The sequence below is a fragment of the Armatimonadota bacterium genome (assembly GCA_013314775.1).
Taxonomy (GTDB): domain Bacteria; phylum Armatimonadota; class Zipacnadia; order Zipacnadales; family JABUFB01; genus JABUFB01.
In genome coordinates this window covers 246,343-267,486 of record JABUFB010000001.1, presented here as the reverse complement: position 1 = coordinate 267,486, position 21,144 = coordinate 246,343, and the positions used below count along the sequence as shown (strand labels likewise).

At 63.7% G+C, this 21,144-nt stretch carries 14 protein-coding genes; 9 read left to right on the top strand and 5 right to left on the bottom strand.

All coding sequences use genetic code 11. From position 1 onward, the window contains the following. Window positions 1–150: 150 nt before the first annotated feature. Complete coding sequence (locus HPY44_01030; GenBank protein NSW54569.1) at window positions 151–987, bottom strand: sugar phosphate isomerase/epimerase; 837 nt, start codon at window positions 985–987, stop codon at window positions 151–153. A gap of 197 nt (window positions 988–1,184) precedes the next feature. Here HPY44_01030 and HPY44_01025 point away from each other — a divergent pair, with 197 nt between their 5' ends. Then, a complete protein-coding gene (locus HPY44_01025) occupies window positions 1,185–2,768 on the top strand; it encodes an exo-alpha-sialidase (protein ID NSW54568.1) in 1,584 nt (527 codons plus the stop codon). Between the two features lie 165 nt (window positions 2,769–2,933). After that, a complete protein-coding gene (locus tag HPY44_01020; GenBank protein NSW54567.1) occupies window positions 2,934–3,827 on the top strand; it encodes an NAD(P)-dependent oxidoreductase in 894 nt (297 codons plus the stop codon). Window positions 3,828–3,935: 108 nt separating this feature from the next. Here HPY44_01020 and HPY44_01015 read toward each other — a convergent pair whose 3' ends face one another. After that, on the bottom strand, window positions 3,936–5,081 hold the full coding sequence (locus HPY44_01015) for a trypsin-like peptidase domain-containing protein (GenBank protein ID NSW54566.1): 1,146 nt from the start codon (window positions 5,079–5,081) through the stop codon (window positions 3,936–3,938). A 161-nt stretch (window positions 5,082–5,242) separates the two neighbouring features. Between HPY44_01015 and HPY44_01010 the strand changes: the two genes are divergently transcribed. Continuing rightward, window positions 5,243–6,091 carry a sugar phosphate isomerase/epimerase gene (locus HPY44_01010; GenBank protein NSW54565.1) on the top strand — a complete coding sequence of 283 codons (849 nt, stop codon included), beginning with the start codon at window positions 5,243–5,245 and terminating at the stop codon, window positions 6,089–6,091. 119 nt (window positions 6,092–6,210) lie between these two features. On the opposite strand, the gene HPY44_01005 is transcribed toward HPY44_01010, so the two are convergent. From HPY44_01005 to HPY44_00995, 3 genes are all read right to left on the bottom strand, one after another. Then, the gene (locus HPY44_01005; protein NSW54564.1) at window positions 6,211–7,815 is read right to left on the bottom strand and encodes a VanW family protein; all 1,605 of its coding nucleotides are present in this window, start codon (window positions 7,813–7,815) and stop codon (window positions 6,211–6,213) included. Between the two features lie 62 nt (window positions 7,816–7,877). After that, the gene (hxlB, locus tag HPY44_01000) at window positions 7,878–8,435 is read right to left on the bottom strand and encodes a 6-phospho-3-hexuloisomerase (GenBank protein NSW54563.1); all 558 of its coding nucleotides are present in this window, start codon (window positions 8,433–8,435) and stop codon (window positions 7,878–7,880) included. 110 nt (window positions 8,436–8,545) lie between these two features. Beyond that, entirely contained in the window at window positions 8,546–11,152 is a 2,607-nt protein-coding gene (locus tag HPY44_00995; GenBank protein ID NSW54562.1) for an insulinase family protein, read from the bottom strand. A 680-nt stretch (window positions 11,153–11,832) separates the two neighbouring features. Here HPY44_00995 and HPY44_00990 point away from each other — a divergent pair. The 6 genes from HPY44_00990 to HPY44_00965 all read left to right on the top strand — a co-directional run bounded on the left by HPY44_00990 (window position 11,833) and on the right by HPY44_00965 (window position 21,047). Continuing rightward, window positions 11,833–13,383, top strand: a complete 1,551-nt coding sequence (locus HPY44_00990; protein ID NSW54561.1) for a hypothetical protein — start codon at window positions 11,833–11,835, stop codon at window positions 13,381–13,383. 152 nt (window positions 13,384–13,535) lie between these two features. Beyond that, on the top strand, window positions 13,536–14,741 hold the full coding sequence (locus tag HPY44_00985; protein NSW54560.1) for a phage portal protein: 1,206 nt from the start codon (window positions 13,536–13,538) through the stop codon (window positions 14,739–14,741). Window positions 14,742–14,870: 129 nt separating this feature from the next. After that, entirely contained in the window at window positions 14,871–15,722 is an 852-nt protein-coding gene (locus tag HPY44_00980; GenBank protein ID NSW54559.1) for a hypothetical protein, read from the top strand. A gap of 19 nt (window positions 15,723–15,741) precedes the next feature. Next, window positions 15,742–16,665, top strand: coding sequence for a phage major capsid protein (locus HPY44_00975; protein NSW54558.1), 924 nt, complete (start codon window positions 15,742–15,744; stop codon window positions 16,663–16,665). Window positions 16,666–16,989: 324 nt separating this feature from the next. Beyond that, a complete protein-coding gene (locus tag HPY44_00970; protein ID NSW54557.1) occupies window positions 16,990–20,409 on the top strand; it encodes a hypothetical protein in 3,420 nt (1,139 codons plus the stop codon). Beyond that, the gene (locus HPY44_00965; protein ID NSW54556.1) at window positions 20,406–21,047 is read left to right on the top strand and encodes a hypothetical protein; all 642 of its coding nucleotides are present in this window, start codon (window positions 20,406–20,408) and stop codon (window positions 21,045–21,047) included. Before HPY44_00970 ends, HPY44_00965 begins: the two co-directional genes overlap by 4 nt. The last annotated feature ends 97 nt before the right edge of the window (window positions 21,048–21,144 follow it).

Sequence of the window (21,144 nt, the reverse complement as noted above, 5' to 3'; positions counted from 1 at the left end):
TGCAAGGGTATCGTGTCGGCGAGACACTCGGCCGACGGGGCATAGTATCCCACGAGAGGGGCGGGTTTGTCCACCTGGGAGAGAACGCAATCGGCGCCGGTCTCGCAGGTCGCGGGAAGCCGGCGCCGGATCGTCTCAGGAGGGAGGGGCTCAGTCCAGACCGCGCAGGAACTGGACCGCGCGGCCCACATCGCCCATGGCGTCCTCGCCGCACTCGCGCTCGATGGCGTAGTAACCCTGGTAGCCGTGCTCGGTGAAGATCTTGTGCAGCTCCGGCCAGTTGGTCATCCCGGTTCCCAGAGGGACCTCTTCGGCTGACCCGTCGGGGCGCAGCACTGAATCTTTGGCGTGTGAGTGGGCCACGTACGGGACGAGAAGCCGCAGGCCGGCGACTGGATCGAAGTCGGCCATGGCGGCGTCAAAGTCGAAGGGCACGCCGTGGGCCTTGGCGATAATCGGCGGCCAGAGCAAGAGGTTCGCGGGGTCGAAATTGACCCGGAGCGAGGGGCTGTTGATGGAGTCCATGAGCTGCTTCACCACGCGCGGCGGCTCGGGGCCGGTCTCCAGCGCCAGGACAGCTCCGATGCTCTCGCCGTGGGCCGCGATCTCCGCCAGGGAGTCATGGAAGCGCGCGAACTGCGGGTCGTCCTCGTCTTCGGGCGCGATTCCTGCGTGGGCCATCCACAGGCCGCCCGCCATGTCCACTGCGGTCTCGTTCAGGCGCTTGCCCCAGGCGATGTTCTCGGCAAGGTTCTCCTCTTTGCCCAGGTCTACCTGACCTCCCCAGCCGATGAGGGCCGAGACTTCCAGTCCGTATGAGTGGATCTTCGCCAGGATTTCCTTGCGCTCGGCTGAGGTGCGGTTTTCCAGGTCCCAGGCGCCGCCATACGCTCCAATATGGACGCCCTCGACGCCGAGCTCCACGGCCATCTCCAGCCCGCGGTTGGGGTCGGCACCGCCAGTGGTGGGGATGATTGCGATCTTCATGACCATGCACTTCCTTCCCGGTGTTTACGTGCGCCGGCCGCCTGGTTCTTTTCTGGGTGAGGGCGGGCGGCTTTGCTCGCCCGGTTTTCGCCACGGGCTTGCCGGAGACCTGCGTGCATCAGAGGCGATTGCGCGCAGGTCTCTCCCTGAGAGAGGGTGAATCTGGCGACATTCAGAGGTTTACCCGGAGGCGAACCATGAACCGCCTGCTGACGGCTGTAGTGCTTCTTGCCTGCTCCATTCACCCGTGCACCGCCGAAAGTGGGCTGCGCGAAGAGCGGATCGTGTCCACCGTGGTGGGTGAGCCCATCATCTGGCATGCCTTCGAAACCGGCGAGCCGCCTGAATTCGTGGCCGTCGCGGAGGAAATCGGGGGCATGCCGGTCTATCCCGACGGGCATCCCGCCGACTACTGGGGCGTGCGCCACCCGGGCTGGACGCCCACGCTGCTGAACGCGAAAGGCAACCCGCCGGACATCACTTTCGACCCCGGCCGGGAGGAGATCTGCGATATCTACCTGGGCCTGCGATCCGTGGATCCGGTGATGACCTTCGCCATCAGGCTGTCCAGCGAAAAGGAATTCACCACCATCACCGCGCCTGCGGCCACACGCACCCACCACTTTGATTTCGAGTTCCACTGGAAAGCCGAAGTCCCGATGAAGGGCGAGAAGATCGTGGTGCGCACGCTGGGCAAGCCGGTGTATATCCAGTACTTCAAGTTCGTCCCGCGAGTAACCCGGGCGTTCACATCGCTGGTTCCAGAAGAGCATTTCACCGTGATGCGCGAGGAGGGACGGCATTTCGCCTTCCCCGGAGTTGCCCAGGTGGCGAACGGGGAGCTGCTGGCGGTGGCCCGCGAAGGCGACGCGCATGTCTGCCCGAAGGGCCGCATCGTCCTGTCGCGCTCCAGCGACCTTGGGAGGAGTTGGTCGCCGAGAGAAGTCATTTACGAGACGCCTTCGGACGAGCGTGACCCGGCGATCATCACTCTGCGCGACGGAACAGTGGTCTGCAGTTTCAACACCTGGGACAGCTGGCGTGGGAGTTCGGCGCTGCGGAGCAGGTACGCGGCAGAAACCGCGCACATGGAGGAAGCAGGCTGGGGCAAGTACTCGGGAAGCTGGACCATGTTCTCGAAAGATCAGGGGAAGACGTGGTCCGAGCGCCATCTCGCGCCGGTGTTCAGCCCCCACGGTCCGGTGCAGGGCCCAGATGACGCCCTGTACTGGGTGGGAATGCAGGGTCGAGACGGCGCCGAAGTCACGGTCATCTGGCGCAGTGCGGACCTCGGGCTGACCTGGGAGAGGTTTTCGGAGGTCTGCTACGGTCCGGGGCAGGCGCATTCGGCAAGCACGATAGTGTGGGATGAGCCGAACCTCATCTTCCTGCCAGACAACCGCGCGTTGTGCACTTTTAGAGTGGACTACGCGGGCAATGTGTACCAGGCGGCATCATCCAACGGCGGGAGGACGTGGGGATGGCCGCGCAAGCTGAATGTCTGGGGTTATCCGCAGCAGCTCTGCGGCTTGTTGGACGGCCGGCTGCTCATGTCCTACGGGTACAGGCGCGAACCGATGGGCATCCGGGCCTGTCTGAGCGCTGACCAGGGGCAGACGTGGGACACGGATCGGGAGATCATCTTCCGGCATGAGGGTGGCAGTGCGGACCTGGGCTACCCGTATTCGATCGAGCTTGCGGACGGAAGCGTGTACACGGTCTACTATTACAACCAGCGGGGGAGTGACTGCTACATCGAGGGCGTGAGATACAGGCCGTAGGCGGCGGGTGGGGCGACACTCCAATCGCGTGGGGAAACGTACGCGCGAGGCGGGCGTCTTGCCCGCCCGCCCATCCGCCGTACCCGAGACAATTCATTGTTCACCATTGCCCATTCACTACCTGCCGTTCCCTGCCGTCAACTCACACAGTATGGAGGAACGACTGTGAAAGTACTGATCACCGGCGGATGCGGGTTCATCGCCCGCAGACTCATTCAGGAACTGGGTGATGCCCATGAGGTGCGGCTGTTCGATCGCGTAAGACCCGAAGAAGCCTCATTTTTCGGGGGGCCCGGCGGCCGCACGCCGATGCCCTTCGAGACAGACCTGCCCTTTTTCCAGGGCTCGATCACTGAGCCCGAGACGGTGCGTCCCGCAGTGGAGGGGATGGATGCGGTCATACACCTCGCCGCCGATCCCACCGGTCTTGCCGAAAACGGTGTAAGCATCTTCCGAGACAATGCGCTGGGAACGTACGTGATGCTGGATGAAGCGCGCCTGGCCGGTGTAAAACGGTTTCTGTGCGCTTCGAGCATCAATGCTTTCGGCACTTTCTTCTGGCGCATCAGCGGGCGGCCGGTGGACTGGGGCAGCCTGCCGCTTACCGAGGAGTTCAAAGTCGTGCCCGAGGACCCCTACAGCCTGAGCAAGTGGGTGAATGAGGAAACCTGCGCCGCATTCCACCGCGCGTACGGCATTACCACTGCGGCATTCAGGTTCGCAGGGGTTCTGCGGGATGAGGCTTACGAACAGGTCAAAGCCTCGCGCGGTCCGGCAAAGGAATGGTCGCCCACACTCTGGCAGTGGGTGCACGTGGCGGACATCGCCCGTGGCATCCGACAGGCGTTGGAGTGCGAAACATTGCCGGGTCACGGGGTCTATACGCTTGCTGCCGCCGATACGACCGCTCTGGAGCCGAGTATGGAACTTCTGGAGCGCTTTCGGCCCGACCTGCTGGCGAAGCTATGGCGCCCACTGGAAGGCCGGGAATCCTTCCTGTGCACCCGCAAGGCGCGCGAGGCCTTTGGCTACTCGCCGTTCATGCGGATGGATCCTTGAGGTTGGCACCAAGATCTGACACCGGCGCGTTAGCCGCTCCCCCGAGGCAGGAAGATGCAAACGGTCCAGGCGGCAGAGGTGTTCAGCCAGACCATCCGTTCGGGCTGGTTAGAGCACACCACGGGCCTGGAGGGTATCTGGGCGCGTCGCGACGGTGATCTTGCCGCGGTAGCGGGTCTGGTCGCGCAAGAGGAGGACCTCCACAATTGCCTCCGGTTTGGTTTTCTGGATCGCGGCGGATAGATCGGAGGGGCTCTTGAGGTCGGTGTCGCCCCATTTGAGGAGGACATCCCCCGGGCGCAGGCCGGCCATATGAGCGGGGCCGCGGCGGATGACATTGGAGATCAGCACGCCGACCGGATTTTCGAGGCCAAGGGAGCGGCAGATGGCGCGGTCGATCTTGCGAACAATGATGCCGACCCAAGGGCGCGGGATGGAACCGTCGCGGATGAGGGCGTCCATGACGGGCCAGACTACGGAGCTGGGCGTGGCGAAGCAGATGCCGTCGTAGCCGCCACCTTCGCTGGCGATGGCGGCGTTGATACCGACGACTTCGCCGGCGAGGTTGACCAGCGCGCCGCCGCTGTTGCCGGGGTTGATGGCGGCATCGGTCTGGATAAAGTCTTCGTAGCCCTGGATACCCAGGTCCTTGCGACCAACTGCGCTGATGATGCCGGCGGTGACGGTCTGGGGCAATCCGAGAGGTGAGCCGATGGCGATGACCCATTCGCCGACCTGGAGTCTGGTGGCGTCTCCAAACCGGGCGCAGGGAAGGTCGGCGGCGTTGATATGAACCACGGCGAGGTCGGTAAATGTGTCCTGGCCGACCAGCGTTGCCTCGAACTCGCGATCATCCGAGAGGGTGACAGTGATCTGCTGGGCACCCTGGACCACGTGGGCATTGGTGACGATGTATCCGTCGGGACGGACGATGACGCCAGAGCCGAGGCTGGTGACCTGACGTTCGGGCTCGACGAGAAGGTCTTCCAGTTCCGGGAAGAACCCACGGAAAAGGGGCGAAAGCGAGGGAGTTTGGGCGCGTTCGACACGGGTCGATGAGATGTTGACCACAGCCGGGCGGACGTGAGCCGCGACTTCGGCAAAGGCCTGACTGAGGCCCCTCGCGAGCTCAAGAGCGGGGGAGGATGGCATGGGGTCGGGAGCGGCGGGAGCAGTGTCGCAAGCCGCGGGCAAGGCAATGAGCACACACAAAAACAGGATGACCCCGAGGGGAACGGACGCAAGGAGCTTCACGATACGTCACCACCTGGTTCGGATGCTGTGGACAGGGCCCGGAGAGCGCAGTGCGGCACGGGTTCTCAGACGAAAGGTTGCAGACGTGAGTTCGGGCGAAACAATCGCGATTGCTTTTCACGCGAGGAGTCTGTCACCAGAAGGCAGGATGTGTCAACCGAATGGCAAAGTACGAGCGGAAGCTGGGCGTCAGTACGTCGCTGTTGATGAACAAGCTGGGCGCAGACTGGCCGGAGACGTCGCTGGAGGCGCTGGCGGCGACGCCGATCCGGACCATTGAATACCTGTGCGTCGAGAATCGTTTCCGCGATGATCGGCACATTGGGAGAGTGAAGGAGGCGGCGGAAGCGTGCGGGGTCTGGGTGCGAAGCGTGCATGCGCCTTTTGGGGAGACGGACATTTCGGCGGAGGATGAAGGGGCACGACGGGAGTCAATGGACAGTGTGGTGCGTGCGATGGACGTTTCAGAAGCCCTGGGGGCGAAGATTCTGGTGTTGCACGGCAGCCGGGAGCCGATTGGTGATGATGAGCGGCAGAAACGGCTGAAGCAATGCGTGCGGAGTCTCAATGAGCTGTGCAAGCGAGCCTCGCAGCGTGGGCTGACACTCGCCCTGGAGGCGCTGCCTCGGACATGCCTGGGCAACACAGTGGAAGAAGTACTGTGGCTGACAGGCATCGTGGACGGAGACCTGAAGGTGTGCTACGACGTGAACCACGTGACATTGCGCGCGGATGTGAGGGATTCTCTGGGCGCTCTGGGGGACCGGATAGCAACGGTGCATATCTCCGACCACGATGGCGTGGATGAGCGGCACTGGATACCGGGGAGGGGCGTAACGGACTGGGCGGGATTTGTGGAGGGGTTGGACAGCATCGGGTATGAGGGCTGCTTGCTGCATGAGGCGATGGATGCGGATCTGGGGCTGGCGGAGAACCTTGAGGCGATTGTGTCGGCGGCGAGAGCTCATCTGGGGTGGGACGGCGGCTCTGCGCCGGAACGTCAGTTGTAGGGATTCCGAGTCCACGAGCTCCGGCTAACGGCAGAGGGCTGGCGCCCGCTGCGGGGCTGAATGGCAAGGGCACGGCGCGGTACGGGCCCGCGCCCGCCAGACGGCAAGGCGAAGGGCGGTCAATTCTGGTCCGATGCGCCGGATCTCGGAGGTGTCGAAGGTCGTGCGACTCCGGCGGGTTTGGAGGATGTCGCCGGCTTCGCGGATGTGCCTGGTCTGGCGGATGTGGAAGGCGCTGTGGATGTGCCGGGCTTGCCTGATGGTGACGGTTGAGCGGGCTTGCCAGGCTGGGCAGTGCCGGGCTGGCCTGGTGCAGCGGCGTCCGTTGCTTCGCCATCGGTGGCACTCTCAGCGGATTCTTCCTTGGGCTTGGTGCCGACCCGCACCACCTCGGCCTGAGGTGAGTAGGTGTCGGTGTGTAAGCGTTCGGTGGCGACGATCTTTCCGTTCTTGCGGACGATCCGGGTAACGGTGACGCGTTTTCCGTTGCGGCCGGGCTTTTCAACCTCGCGTTTTCCCTCTTCGAGTTCGGGATCTTTGATCTCATTGGTGGTGTACGAGATGGTGCTCTCGCCGCTGCGCTGGATCTCCACGTCGTACTTGTCGGAACGTGCGCCGAGCACTTTGATCGTGAGGGAGCTGTCACCGATGGAGCCGATGATGAGGACCGGGTGGCGAAGCTGGTTGCGGATTCGCAGGTCATACTGGCCCCAGTAGACGGTGGCATCGCGTCCGGGGGGAGCGTAATCGACCGGGCGAGAGTGGTGATGGCGTTCGACAGTGTCGAGGTTGGCAAGGAGGGCGGCGTTATAGACCGTTGTGGCGACCTGGCAGATGCCGCCGCCTGTCGAGGGTTCGACTTCTCCATCGACGAAAATCGGTGCCGCGCGCCAGCCTTGTTCGGAAAGGCGTGGGCCAATGCGTTCGTTGAAGGAGAAGGTATCGCCGGGCATGATGACCGCGCGGGCAAGGTTGTTGATGGCGAGGCGCAGATTGTGGGTGCGGTCCTTCTGCCAGGATCGGAAGCGCGTGGTGTAGGAGGCGAGCACGATCTCGAGGTGTTTCAGGTCGGCTGCGCGGATCGCGGGCTGCTGCACGCGGGTGATGAGTTTGAAGGATTCGAGGGACGGATCCTTGAGTGCCGTGACGAGAGCGGCGGTGCTCTTGTCTACGTCGAGTTCGAGACCGGTGCGGCCGGGGATGACATTGACGACGTCGCCGTCTACGCTGATATCGGCGTTGCGGGGTTCGCGATTGATCTCGGGCAAGAGGTCGATGAGACAAGCTTCGACGACACTCTCGTCGACTTCGACGCGAACGGGAATGTCAACGCCAGCGCGCAACAGGCGCAGGCGGGTCATGATCTGGTTGGTGAACCCGCCTTCACGGCCGATGCGCATTGCGCGGGAGACAGCGGTTTTGATGCGAAGGCGGGCCCCGAGTTGCTCGGGAGACTTGCGGACCTTGCCACCCGGCCAGGTGAGAGCGATCTGGTTGGGGAGTCTGGCTGCCCACCGCTGGGAAACCGCTGCCGCTGCTTCTGCCGCGGTGAGGTTGCTGACGTCAACGCCCTGAATGGAGACGTTATCAGCGATCCGGTCGCTCTCTCTGAACTGCTTCGCGGCCAGGGCGGCTGCGGAGATTGCGGCGACGATGGCGGCGACGATCAGCATAAGAGTGATCGCGAGCCATTTGAGGGAGCGTTTGTGCGAGGCTTGCTTCATTGATTTGCGTTCGGTTGCCATCGCTGGTCAATGCCGGGGCTATTCACACATCCGCGCCGAGGTTATTCGAGCTTCGTGTGACGCGCCCTCATCTCCTCTTCGGTAGTCCCCAGTTTTTCCATGAGCCTCATTACCATACCCTCGCAGTGGATGAGCAAACATTGCTCGAAGAGGGACCCCGGCGGCTGGCAGGATGCGCGATCCGGGTGTGTGCTCGTGATGGGCGAGTGAACTTCGAGGACGAGGTCCGCGACGAGGGCGATTGGCGAGCCGGGATGGGCAGTGATCACGGCTGCGCGCGCGCCACGGCTCCTCGCGGCTTCGACCATGGCGAGGGTGGTGCGGGTCTGGCCAGACCCTGATGCGACGATGAGCAGGTCGCCGGGTTCGATGGCGGGAGTGATGGTCTCGCCGACGACGTGAGAAATCAGGCCGAGGTGCATGAGGCGCATGGCGAAGGTGCGGATCATGAGCAGGCTGCGGCCGGCACCGCCCACGAAGATGCGATTGGCGTCGAGTATCGCCTGGACGAGGGCGCGGATCTGCTCCTCGTCTGTTTCGGCGAGGGTTGCGCGTATCTCGTCAACGACGCAGAGTTCGTATCGCTGTAAGGACGACATGGCGGTGCTCCCTGGCGAGGCCACCGGCTCACGCTGGTGGGAAGGAACTATCGCCCCTGCGGGGCTGTGAAAGGCGGCGGCCGGGTCGGATGGGTGCCAATCGCCCCGGTCTATTGTGTTTCGGCAGGCCGGGTGACGGAGATCACACAACGGGTCAAGTCCATGTATTTGCGCGCGGCGGCCTGGACCTGTTCAGCGGTTACCGCTTCGATGTCCTCCGGGTAGGTCGCGTCTTCGTCGAACCCGAGCCCGTACAGCTCGTTGAGCGCCTCCTGCTGGGCCCTGTCAGAAAGGGTGCCTATGCGCACCTGGTGTGCGGCAATGCACATCTGCTTCGCACGTCTGAGTTCCTCGTCACCCAGGGGTACATCCTGGATGGCGCGGACTAACTCCTTGATGATTGTCTCGACAGTCTCCAGCTTATCCGGTTCCGTTCCGGCGAAGATCATGTTGACGCCCGGGTCGAGCCCCGGCGAGGGCACCATGTGGGTGAAGTAGACGAGACCCTCTCCGCGCAAGCGCCCGTGGAGCCTGCCACCGGGATAGTAGACACCGGAGAAGGCGGCGTCAAGCACGTCCAGGGCGAAGCGGTCTTCGGAATCCAGACGAGGCCCGCGGAAGCCGAGGTAGACAATGCCCTGCTGCTGGGGGCGCTCCAGGGAAACACGGGTTTCGCCCGCAGGCAGCTCGGGCATGTCGAGTTCGAGCGCAGGTTGGGCAGGCAGGCTCCAATCGGAGAAGAGGCGACCGGCCAATGCGAGGGCGGCATCAGCAGTGATGTCGCCGTAGATGGCCAGGACCATACGCTGGGGGGTGCAGATGCGGCGGTAGTGGGCGATGAGATCATCGCGAGTGATGGCCTGAACGGACTGAGCAGTACCGGCGGGATCGAGCGCGTACGGATGTGAGCCGAAAAGCTTCTCCATCATCGCGCGCATAGTGACATGTTCGGGATCGTCTTCCTGTGCCTTGATGCCCGCGAGGGCGAGTTGTCGGACGCGCTCCAGTTCGTCTTCGGGGAAGGCGGGTTCGCGCAGGCAGTCGGCGAGAAGAGCCATAACGGTGTCAGTGTCTGCTGAGAGAGCGATTGCGGACGCGTTGAGGCTATTGCGGCCCGATGAGAAGCTGAGACTGGCACCGCGGGAGTCAAGGGTTTCGGCGATCTGGGTGCGGGAGCGCGTGGATGTGCCGCGCCGGAGCATGGCGGCGAGCAGCTGGCCGATACCGGCATTTGCAGGGGTCTCGTAGCGGAGGCCGCCGATGAAAGACGCTTGTATGGTAACCATAGGGACCTTGTGGTCCGGGCGGAGGAGTACGGTGATGCCGTTGGGCAGAGTGTGGCGGGTGGTTTCGGGCGCTGGAGCGGCGGTGACAGCTTCCTGGGAGCCGGTGTCAACAGAGCCGGGCCGGCGGATGGCGATGGTGCGGTTCTCGGGAGTGAAGTATTGTCGGGCAACGCGCTGGATATCTTCGGGCGTGACGCGCTTGATGCCCTCGACATAGCGGCGGCTGAAATCAACGTCACCGGTGCTGATGTAGTCAGTCCCCAGTGTTTCGGCCCAGTTTTCGACTTCTGAACGGGCGTATACGAGTTCTGCTTCCTTCTGCTTCTTCGCTCGATCGAGTTCAGTCTGCGAGACCGGTCGGGAGGCGAGGTCTTCGAGATGGTCGAGTATGGCCTTCTCGGTGGCGGGGAGATTGGCTTCATCCAGGGTAGCAGAAACGACGAAACGGCCGGCTCCGTAGGCCGGGGTGTAGGAGTAGCTTGAGATGGTATCGACGAGACCGCGGGCATCGCGCAAGTCGGAGACGAGGCGAGAACTCGCACCCTGGGTGAGCAAGTAGGCGAGAACGTCGAGTGGATAGAGGTCAGGATCAAGGAGCCCGACGGTGTGGTACCCCATGGCGAAGTAGGCACGGGAAAGCTCGGGTGCAATCTGGTCGACGCGGCGCGGTGCGATCTGCGGCGGTTCGGCGGGAATGGGAGGAATCGCGCGCCCTGCGCGGGGGAGGTCTGCGAAAGCAGCACGCAGTGACTTGAGGACGTCGGCCGCGCTGAAGTCGCCGACTGCGACTACCGCCGTGTTGTCGGGAATGTAGGTGCGTTTGTAGTAGGTCTGGATGTCTTCGCGGGAGACCTCTTTGAAAGACTGCGGGTAGCCGAGGATGCGGTAGCGGTCGGGATGGACGCGAAACATGGTGCTGGTGAGGAGTTCGTAGATGCGGTCGCCGGGGTCGTCCTCACTCATGGCCATTTCGCGCAGGATGATGGAGCGCTGTTCCTCGACGTCGTCGGAGTGCAGGGGAGCAGTGAAGACATAGTCTGCCAGGAGATCGATCATCTGGTGGACGTTCCGCGCCGCGCTGGTGATGTGATAGCAGGTGTGGTCGGTGGTGGTGTAGGCGTTGGTCTGGTTGCCGAGCTCTTCCTGGAGGGCTTCGATTTCGTCAGCGGAGCGTTTTGCAGATCCTCTGCCGACAAGGTGTTCGAGGAAGTGCGAGATTCCGGCCCCTGTGAACTCCTGCTCATAAATCGCGCCGGTTCGGATGTAGACGCGGACGGCGGCGAGAGGTGCGGTATGCATCTCATCGACGATGAGCGTGAGCCCATTGGGCAGGGTTTCGACGATGGGATCGGCGGCGACTGCCCAGGTGGAGCCCGCGAGTGCGACAAAGGCGAGGAGCATAAACGCGAAAGGCCGCGGCAGGGATTTCATGGGAGTACTCCCGAGGTGAGTGGATGACGGTGAATGCACAACGAGGTTAAACAACGTTACGGCAGAGAGGGTTTCCGGTGTGGGGACCGGTCGCGGACGGCGGCTCGCTCCTCTGTCCCCAATTCCTTGCCCCGCTTTACTCGGTCAGGATGGGAGGCGAAAGGCGGATGAAATGGCGCTGGGATGAAACTCCGGCCTCCAGGCGATCGAGGAGGACCGGGCGCATCTGCCGCCCCCTTCGGGGGCTCTTATAGTTTCGAAGGGGGCCTGAATCCACCAGCTTACGCTGGTGGCAAGAGACTGACGCCCCTTCGGGGCTGAACGGCAGACGGCGCCGATCGGGACGGTCAGGCTGCGCGGTTTTGAGGCGAACGGCAGCCGACCGGGACGGTGCGGCTGCGCGGTTTTGAGGCGAACAGCAGCCGATCGGGACGGTCGGCCTGCGCGGGGAAGCAAGGGGAAGTGATGGAGGAGATGAAAGCTGGGTTCAGAGTATGATGATAAGTGTATAAGAAAATCATATCGGTTGGATAATGATGAGACACGATCCTTCGAAATATCGGGAGATTCGAGGTTTTGATGGGCATTAGTATGCGGTCGTATGCTTAGGTACGGAATGCTGTCAGAACGGCATGGTGATGATTGGCGGACTTACAATGTGCGGAGGGTTGCGCGCCGATATGTCGGTGCGCGGAGGCGAACTGCAAGAGTGGGATATGATCCGAAGGCAGCCGTGGCTGGTGGACAAGAGGCAGACAGAGCTTGCGCGGGTTCCGGTGAGGCGGTTTGTGTGCGATCCGCAGTACCTGGGGCTTGAGGGGCAGGTATTTCCGGAGGTTATCAGGACCCTCGAGGAGCTGATGCGAGGGGCGTACAGGGAAGCGGTGGTGTGCTGGGGGATCGGGTCGGGGAAGTCGTACCTGGCATCCATTGGGCTCTGCTACATGATCCACAGCGTGCTGTGTCTGAGGAATCCACAGAAGACGCTGGGGCTGGCGGACGGTGCGGCAGTGAGCTTTGTGATAGCGGCACCGACAGCGCGGCATTCGCGGGACATCGTCTATGGCCAGGTGGGGCGCCTGGTGAAGGGGTCGCCGTGGTTCAGTGAATACGCGGCCGGGATGAGGATGACGGCGACAGAGATGCAGTTCCCGAAAGGCATCCTCCTGGCATCGGGCAACTCGTCGGCAACGTTCGCGACGGGTTACAACGTGTTTGGGGCAGTGATCGATGAGGCAGCGTGGTTCCCGGCGAATGTCGGGGAAGGACGGGAACAGGTGGAGGAGCTGTACTACGCGCTACGCCACAGGATTGCGAGCAGGTTCGCGGGCCGCGGTTTGCTGATGATGATCTCATCGCCCCGGACAGCGGGGGATTTCTTCGACCGGCGGCTGAGATCGGCGATGGATGATGGTGAGGTTTTCACCTCGCACCGGCCGGTTTGGGAAGTTCGTCCAGTGGCGAGTGAGACTGAGGGGTTCTTCGAGCACGCAGGGCTTATGGTGCCGGAGTCTTACCGGCGGGATTTCGAGTTGAACCCCCACCGAGCCCTGCGGGACCTGGGTGCGGTGCCCTCGACGGCGTTGCAACCGTTCTTCGCGGACAGCCGGGTGCTGGAGGAGGCAGTGTCGGCGGAGCTCGCGCATCCCTTCGATTCCCAGGGCAGGCTTGCGGAATGGTTCGTGCCGACGGAGCCTGGACAACGGTACGTGCATGTGGACCTGGGTCTGAAGCGGGATGCGTGCGGGATTGCGATGGCCAGGTGCACAGCGACACCGGGGGATATGAGTTCGCCCACGGTGGTCGTTGAGCTGATGCTGCGGCTTGCGCCAGAGTCCGGGGCGGAAGTGGATATCTCGCGGCCCCGGGAGTTGGTATTGGCATTGCGGGGACGGGGTTTTCCGATCGCGCAGGTGAGCTACGACGGTTGGCAGAGCGCGGACAGCCGGCAGATTCTGGCGCGCAAGGGCCTGCGGACGAAACTCGTGTCGGTTGACAGGACACCGGAAGCGTATGAGACCCTGAAAGCGCTGGCGATGGAAGGAAGATTGGTTGTGTACGCGTACGAGCCGTTCCTGTCAGAGGCGGCGAGCCTCGAGGTGGTGCGGGGTGGAAGGATCGACCACCCGCCGCGGGGATCGAAGGATGTGACGGACGCGGTCGCAGGGGCGGTGTCGGAGGCCCTGCTGGGTTGGCAGGGGATGGCGGGAATCCGGGCTGAGGTGGTGTGACAGCTCACGCTGGTGGCAAAGGGGTAGCGCCCCTGCGGGGCTGGAAGGCGAAGGCGGACGGCAAAGGCAAGAGGCTCGGCCTGTGCGATCGCAGCGAACGAGGCGAAGGGCGGCGGGCGCGGTGACAGTTGTGGATATGGGAGGTTGAGAACGTGGAAGAGGTGCTGGCGAAGGCCTACGTGGTCGGGGACGGCGCGAAGGCAGGGACGTCGCGGGTAGTGGCTGATCCGAGCTGGAGCCCGCTGTACGACCAAGGCTGGGTCGTGGAGCCGCCGTACGATCTGGATATCCTGGCGGACTTGTACGAGACCAATGCGGTGAACAAAGCGTGCGTGGATGCCAAGGCCGGGAGCATCGCGGGATTGGGATACCGGCTGGTGCGGACTGATGAGAGTGGGACGGAGCAGGGCCGAGAGGTCGCAATGCGGCTGCTGGAAGGCCCGCGGGGCGCGACCGGTTTCATGGACGTGATCCACGGAGTCTGCCTGGACCTGGAGAGCGTGGGGAACGGTTACATCGAGATCACGCGGGATTCGCGAGGCGTGATAGACGGGCTGTACCGGGTGCCTGCGACAACGGTGCGAGTGTCGCCTGACCGGGAGAGGCTGGCGCAGGTGATAGATGGGCGTATGCAGTGGTTCCACGCGTATTCGTACGGAGTGCGGGTGCCGACGGACGGCCTCACCGAGATTCTGCACTTCAGGAAGCCGTCTCCGGCATCGAGCCACTACGGAGTGCCGGACATTGTGGCGGCGATCGGGGCGGCGGCAGGAGACCGTGCGGCCAAGGAGTACAACCTGGACTTCTTCGAGCACAATGCGGTGCCGCGGATGGCGATTATCGTCGAGGGCGGGCAGCTGACAGACGATCTCATGCGGCAGATTCAGCATTTCATGGAGAACGAAATCCGGGGTAAAGGTCACAAGACGCTGGTGCTGGATGTGCCAGGGCATGATGTGAAGGTGCGGATCGAGCCGCTCACTGTGGGGAATCAGGATGATGCGGCGTTTCTCGCATATCGGAAGGCGAACCGGGACGAGATCATGATGGCGCACCGGGTACCGCCGAGCAAGATCACGGTGGTCGAGAACGCGAACCTGGCAAACAGCAGGGATCAGGATAAGACATTCCGGGAACAGGTGGTTCGGCCTGAACAGCGGCGGATTGAGCGTCGGATCAACCGGATGCTGGCGAAGGACCTGGGGGTGTCCGGCTGGGAGTTCCGGTTCGTGGAGATGGATCTGGACGAAGAGCGAGACCAGGCGGAGATCGCCCGGGTATATGCGGAGATCGGTGCTTGGGATGTGAATGAAATCCGGGCAAGGCAGGGCCTGGCGCCGATCAAGGGCGAGGATTAGAGGAAGGCGCAGGCCGGAAGGTCAGGATGAGAGGTAGGTACCGGACCCCAGCGAAGGGCGGCGAGCAAGACGCCCGGCCTACGCGACCAAGGCGATCGAGGCGACCAAGGCAAAGAGGGAGGTGGTCGGGTGGCAGGCCCGGCGGGAGCAGGGGCGTTCGAGTTCCAAGCGTCCCTGGAGAAGACGTGGGAAGATGAGGGCGAGCTCTGGTTTGAGGGCGTAGCGTCGTCGAGGAGTCTGGATCGGCAGAGCGACCGAATGAGTGCAAGGGCCATCGAGATGATGGCTGAGTGCGTGCCTTTGGACTTGCTGCCGGATCATAAGGCGGGGGCGCTGCAGGAACTCGGGCTCGTGGAGAAATGCCGCGTGGTAGACGGGCAGTTCGTGGTCCAAGGGCGGCTGTATGCGGATACGGACGCAGCGAGGGTTTTGTGCCGCCGGATCGCTGAGGGGAGAAAGTATCAGCTCAGCGTGGGCGGCAAGGTCACCAAGGCGCGGCGGGAGATGGACCCCGTGCTGGGACGAGAGGTGCGGGTGATTGAGGAGGTGGTTCTCGACCATGTTGCACTGTGCCGGGCGGGGCACGCGGCAAATGCCGACACTTACCTGACAGTGATGGCGAAGGCGGCGGAAGGCTTGTGCGGGGACAGTTCGGCAGCCGGACTACGAGGACTCGCCAGGGCATTGTTGCGAGTGTGCAGAGCGCTGTGGAAGTCGGATCCCGCCAATGCAGGCCACACAACGCCAGGGGCAGAGAGGGAAACGCCAAGGGAACGTAGCGAGGGGTTCGGAGAACTGGAGTGCGAGCTGGCGCGGGTGGCAGAGGAGCTGGACACCGTCTCCAAGGAACTGGATTGTGGGGACGAGGCGCCGGGTGGGGATGGTTGTGAGGCTGAGCCGGACCCGGGCTGCCGTCGCAGCCTGGAGTTGCAGGATCGGGGCTGCCGGGAGGCAGTGAATCTGTGGAAGGGGGTACTCTGATTTGGGTACGGAGGAACTGTTGCAGAAGGCTGTTGACACGACGGATCTGGCGGGCGGCGGCCTGCTGACCACGGGGCAGTCGGAGCGGTTCATTGAGCTTGTGACTGACCAGTCGGTGATGCTGCGAGAGGCGCGCGTGGTGAAGATGCGGTCTCCGGTGGTGGAACTGGACAAGATCGCCACGACCGGCCGGGTGAGCCGGCTGAAGTCCGAGGGGGTTGCTCCGGAGGCTCTCAGCGAACCGGCATTCGCCAAGGTCACTCTGACGGCTACGGACATCATCACGCCTTTCGAGATCACCTTCGAGGCGCTGGAGGACAGCATCGAGGGCAGCGACCTTGAGAACACGCTGATTTCGGCGATGGCGAAGCAGACGGCGACGGACTTGGAGGAGCTTGCGATCCAGGGCGACACGTCGTCCCAGGATGCTTTCCTGCAGGGACTCGACGGATGGCGGGTTCTGGCCGGCGACGGGCATGAGGTGGATGTCGAGGGCGCGACGGTGGACAAGAGCGTGCTGGCCGCGATGTACAAGGCTCTCCCGGACAAGTACAAGCGGAACCACGGGGACCTGCGGTTCTACCTGGCCCCGGCATGTGTGCAGGATTGGCACGACAGCTTCGCGGACCGGCCCACCGCGGGCGGTGACAGCGCGCTCCAGAGCGCCCAGGCGCCGAGGTACATGGGTATTCCGGTGGTTTCGGTGCCCACGATCCCGACGGACCTGGCGGGGATCAACGGTTACGTGGGAAGCGGCTTGTCCTATGGCTTCCTGACATCCAAGGACAACCTGGTGTTCGGCATCCATCGCGAGGTGCGGGTGGACAAGGACCGGGACATTCTGCGGGGTGTGAACATCTACGCGATCACGACACGGATCGCGGTGGAGTTCGAGGAAGACGATGCCGTAGTGCTGGCAGTGAACGTCGGCAAGAGCGCGTAGGCGAGGGTCACGCCGGCGGCAAAGGGCTGACGCCCCTGCGAGGCTGGAAGGCGAAGGCAGACGGCGAGTGAGAGAGACCGGGCCGGCAAGGGCCGCAAGCTCGCGGGGGTGGCGAAGGGCTGACGCCCTTGAGAGGTTGGGCGGCGGGCGGGAGGGTATGTCGCAGTGGTGGTCAAGGGCGAATAATGCTTTGGGCACAGGCATCCAGCTCCCGGTAAGGCTGGGAGCTGGATGCCGGTTGCCAGTGCAAGGACGCAGGCCGAGGCGGACGGCGGACGACAGCAGGCGATCGGCGGGGCCAGAGAGTGGAAAGGTGGGTATTCATTGCCACGCAGACAGTTCTTGTGGATCGACCCAAGGGGAGCCGAGTGCTTCTACCAAGCGGCGGGTAATGTCAACATCGGAGCCGGGTCGAAGGGCACGCTGGCCGTGTGGCAGTGGCCCGTGATCACGCATGTGGACGATTCGATCTATTGGCGAATTGAGATCGATGGGTCCAACTACATGCGCCAGTTCCGGGGCCGGACGTTCCGGGTGTGCTCGCAGGGAAGCGTGAAGGATGTATCGCTTACCAACGTCACGAGCGTGTATGAGTGGGAACACCTGGTCTACACGTGGGACTTCACGACACCCGGAGCCGGCGTGATGAGGGTCTATTACAACGGCCAACTGACGGGAACTCCGGTGACCAATGCGAATGCGCCGGTGGGAACGCCGACGCGGATTGCGGTGGGTGCTCCAGCGGGAGTGATCTCGTATGGAGCGCACGCGTTGAACTCGCTGGCGATCTGGGATGATGTTGTGACTTCGGAGCAGGTGACTGCTCTGTATGCGATGGGTGCACGAGGACGGATCCGGCCGGAGGACGGGCCGGGAACAATGACCCTGTATGCGCATTTCGACGGGCAGTATGACGCCCAGATTGCGGCGGGAGACGGGACGTTCTATGCGCCCGGGGCGCAGGACAGATACTGTCTTGTGGACGACGGGGCCAGGCACCAGGGACGGCTGAGTTTCCTGCTGGGGATGCCGCGGCACGATCTGAGCGAGGATGACCGCGTGCCGCTGAGCGTCCCTTGGCCGCTAAACGTGGATGCGGGCAGGGCGGCTTACCTGCAGGACATCAACGAGGCGACATACGCTGATCTGCGGGTGTTGGCGGGATACACCCAGAGCCGGCGGGTGGGTGCGTATTTTGCTGGAACGCCGGTGTTCGACGCACGGGTGATGAACCCTCCGTGCACGTACCGGCAGCGACTGCACATTCCGATGGCCGACACACCGATGGGTCGGGTGGTGCGTATCGGACCTGTCGACTATGTTCACTACCCGACCGGTGCAGACAATGTGTTCGACCAGTGGGGCAGTGGGCGACGGCTCACGGTGGTGGCTGACGCGGGGAACACGACGACCCAGTTCAAGACGGATCTCGGGGCTGAGTATGGGACGAATTACTGGGCCGGTGCGATGATCACGTTCCTGGGCTCCAACTGCGGCGGACGGCGGCTCAAGGTGGCCTCGTATGACGCGACGACGCGGGTGATCACGCTAGAGAGCGCGCTGCCAGCGGTTCCCGCAGCCGGCAGTATTGCGGTGGTGGATTTCCGGGCCAGGATCCAGGGGTGCCGGTCATACGGGTCCACGTCGTACGGGACGCGGATGGAAGACATGAGCACGGATGCGTGGCTGTGGGAGTTCCACGGTGACTCGCGGCTCTTCACGGAGCTTGAGTGGCAATTCGTGGGAGCCAACAGCGCTGAGAACCTGGTTCCGAACATGCTGCGGTATGACCGTGGGCGGACGGTGTACATGGATGGGGCGAATCACTCCACGCTGGACTGGGGCGCGTGCTACGGGAAGCCGTCGGTGCATGAGGACAATACGCTGTCCTGCCGTGTGCTTCTGGAGCGTGTTGAGCTGGATGGGCCGACCACTTACCAGCGGCTGCGGAGGGGTCCGGCCGGGGATGGACCGGATTTCGCGGACAACTTCATGGTGGTTGCGGGCAACGGGCAGAGCACGAAGGTGTGGCGCAGCAGCGGCGTCGCGCGGCAGAAGACGCGGCCGACGAAGTGCCAGGCCCCTGCGGCGGCGAAGGCTGACTTGTGCAAGGCGGGGACGTGGCGTGAGACGGTGGGCTCGTGGCCGATCCCCGTATGCTACGACGAGTCCAGGCAGGAGATCACCGCGCTGTTGACGGGCACGGGTCCGGATGGAGTGGCGCGTCTGGGGTACGTTGTGGGCAGTTGGGATGCGGTGACGGGGCGGATCAAGTGGGTGGACGAGGTCCCGCCCGCGGGTAAGTCCAATCCGTTCATGGCTCAGGATGACCTGCGTCCGGCTCCGGAGGGGGACGGGCCGGTGTCCTCTTCGTATCCAACGGCGGTGCTGCAGGGTGGCGACGGGCTGTGGTCACTGGTGTACATCGGGCAGACATCGCACCCGGATCATTTCATGGCGTACCTGCTGACCGGGGCCGAGGACCGCTGGAGCTTTTCCCGCGAGGAGCATTTCTGGCGGGGGAATCCGATTTCTCCGATCATCGGGGGAGCCGAGCCGGTTCTGCCGGACGGGAACGCTTCGAGCGCATGGGCCAACCGCGATGCCGGGTGGCGGATCACTGACAACCCGTACGCGACCGATGAGAGCCGGCGATTCGTGGGGTATGCTCGGGGGAAGTCGATCAACCACCGATCGTACAACTACGCGCTGGATATGCGCCCTTTGATCGGCATCCAGGGCGGCGACCTGCGGAGCATGAGGCCGCTTCCGCACGGGAACATGGTGTCGCCGTTGCCGGCTCCGCTGGTTCATTCGTGCGATGTGGCGGTGTTGGGGCAGTCGGACTGCATCGGTCTTTACAGCGACACCGCGACCGCGGCGACGTCGGGTGTGTACTGCTATGTGAGCGAGGACGGGATTCATTTCCAAACCTTCGCTTCGCACAGTGAGTGGCTCCCGCAAGGTCAGTTGCCGGGAGAACCGACACGACTAGGGCCCGGTCGGCCCTTCCAGCTTGGCGACCGGCGCGTGTACTACTACGGGGCCGGGGACTTCGTGAACTTCGGATGGGTGCGGCTGGATGGAGAGGCATGGTACGAGCTTCAGGCAACGGCGACGAGTGGTTTCTTCGAGACGCCAATCCTGGAACGGCCCGTGGGTGGCTGGGGGACGCTGCGGCTGAACTCGACCCAGGGGGCGGGATCGGTGCGGGTCGAGGTGGTGGATGCGGAGACGGAGGAGGTCCTGCCGGGGTTCTCGGCGGCGGATTGTGATGCGCTGGGGGACAGCGTGAATGCGCAGGTGAGGTGGGGCGGGGTGCTGCTGTCCAGCCTGACGATGGACGCGATACGGCTGCGGTTCGTGTTGAGCCGGCATGACGCGGGGGCCGAGACGCCGCGCGTGTATGCGTGGAGAGTGCGCCGTGCAACGGCGATTCCGCCGCCTGTGGTTGGCAGTCTGAAAGTCGAGGGAGAGACAAACCCGATTGCGGTGCTGGACCCGGCGCCGGAGCTGTCCTGGGAGTATGCGGACCCGAGTGGGTATCCGCAGACGGCATACCGGGTGCTGGTGGCGACGAGCCGGGATAAGCTGGCGGCGGGCCTTGCGGATGTGTGGGACAGCGGCGTGGTGGAGTCCGATGCGACGCGGGTGACGCTGTCGGCAGTGGAACTGGCGAGCAACAAGGTGTATTTCTGGCGGGTGCAGGCTCGCAACAGCCAGGGGGTGTGGTCGGCAGGATGAGTGCAGAGGGAGTGTTCGTGACCGGGCTGTTCGAGTGGTACTGCACGGTGGATGATGTGTTTCGATTGCTGGCGGGGCATGACGTATCGGCAATTGGTGACAGTGACGCGCTGGAGTTGAGGGTCCGCGGGCTGATGCCTGTGAGCATGGCGGCGATCGATGCGGAGGCCGGCAGGGATTTTCTGCTTCATTCGGACGAAGTGGTCATGTGTGACGGCCAGGGCGAGGGTCGGCTCATGCTGGGACCGCTGGGTGTCTCGCCCCTGCTGGCGGTTCATTCGGTGGTGGTGGGCGGGCGCAAGCTGAGCACCGAAGAGTACGTTGTGTACTACCCGGAGGCGGTGATCCGGCTGAGGTCGGGCGAGTTCCCGGAGGGTCTGGCGAATGTTGAGGTCACCGCGGACTGGGGCTACAACGGGGCCCCGCAGGAGATCCGGATGGCCCAGGCGCGGCTGGTTGCGGCGCAAATCCTGAGCGAGTGCGCGGGTGACCGGGGGTCTGTTGAGCGGCTGCAGATCGGGGACTATGCAGTGGACTACGGATCGGGTGGGGAACATGCCGGGGTGATCGAGCGCTGGGTGACGGATGCCCGGAGCGCAGCGCGCTCTTACCGGAAGTTGCGGCTGGCGGCGATCTGAGGACGGCTGGAAGACAGACGAGAAGTCAGACACGGACCAAGGGGCTCTTGGGCTCGCGGACGCGGGTTGAGAGCCCCTTTTCGCGAGTCCGGAAAGG